The sequence below is a fragment of the Paenibacillus sp. D51F genome, from assembly GCF_053345695.1.
Genome location: NZ_JBKFAO010000030.1, coordinates 1 through 997, shown reverse-complemented (window position 1 = coordinate 997; position 997 = coordinate 1). Strand labels below are relative to the sequence as shown.

1 protein-coding gene is annotated in these 997 nt (G+C 55.2%); it reads left to right on the top strand.

Annotated elements, in window-relative coordinates; all coding sequences use genetic code 11:
- Positions 1-123 precede the first annotated feature (123 nt).
- Positions 124-954: an IS5 family transposase gene (locus ACLBWT_RS23250; protein WP_447665427.1), complete on the top strand. Its 831-nt coding sequence runs from the start codon at positions 124-126 to the stop codon at positions 952-954.
- The last annotated feature ends 43 nt before the right edge of the window (positions 955-997 follow it).

The following is a 997-nucleotide window of genomic DNA, read 5'->3' as shown; positions in this document are numbered from 1 at the left end:
TCTGCACAGCTAGGATAAGTGGAATTTCTGCCTGATTTCGGCTTAGAGCCCAACCGAAAATTAAGTTGAGCGATTTCATGAGTTTATGATTCTCTGTGGTTTACGAAGACTACGGAGGATCACATGACCTGGACTGAAACCGCTCGGCGCGACTATGCCAGACGAGACTTACGCTATGCAAGCGACTGTACGGACGATGAATGGGCTGTCGTTGCACCGCTTTTGCAGCCGCTGGGCAAGGTGGGCCGTCCGCGCGAGCATGATCCGCGCACGTTGTGGAATGCGATCCAGTATATCGCGACGACCGGCTGCCAATGGGCGCAGCTACCGAAGGAATTCCCGCCATTCACGACGGTGCAGTACCATTTCTACCGGATGCGTGACAACGGCTTGCTTGATCTTGTCAATGAAATGCTGGTTACGGTGACACGGCTGGCGGAAGGTCGCAAGGCTGAGCCGACGGCTGCTATTATCGATAGCCAGTCGGTGAAGACGACAGAAGCTGGTGGCCTGCGCGGCTATGATGCAGGCAAAAAGATCAAAGGTCGCAAGCGCCATATCGTAACCGATATGATCGGCAATATGCTGGAAGGCATCGTGCATGGTGCCGACGTTCAGGACCGGGATGGCGCACCGGATCTGATCGGGCGCACCCGCGCGAACTATCCCTGCTTGAAGAAACTCTTCGCCGATGGCGGATATGCTGGTGAAAAGCTCGCAACAGCTGTGGCGCATATCGAGGCGCTGGCGATCGAAATCGTCAAGCGTTCCGATCAAGCCAAAGGCTTTGTAATCCTGCCCAAGCGCTGGATCGTCGAGCGAACCTTCGCATGGCTCAACCGTTGCCGCCGGCTGGCTAAAGATTGGGAAGCATCCATTGCCTCGTCGGAGGCTTGGATGTTCGTGTCGTCAATCAGAAGAATGACACGCCGTATCGCAAGGTTGGAATTTTGAGTCGGGCTCTTAGATGCCGGGAACAGGAGATACCATGACGAGA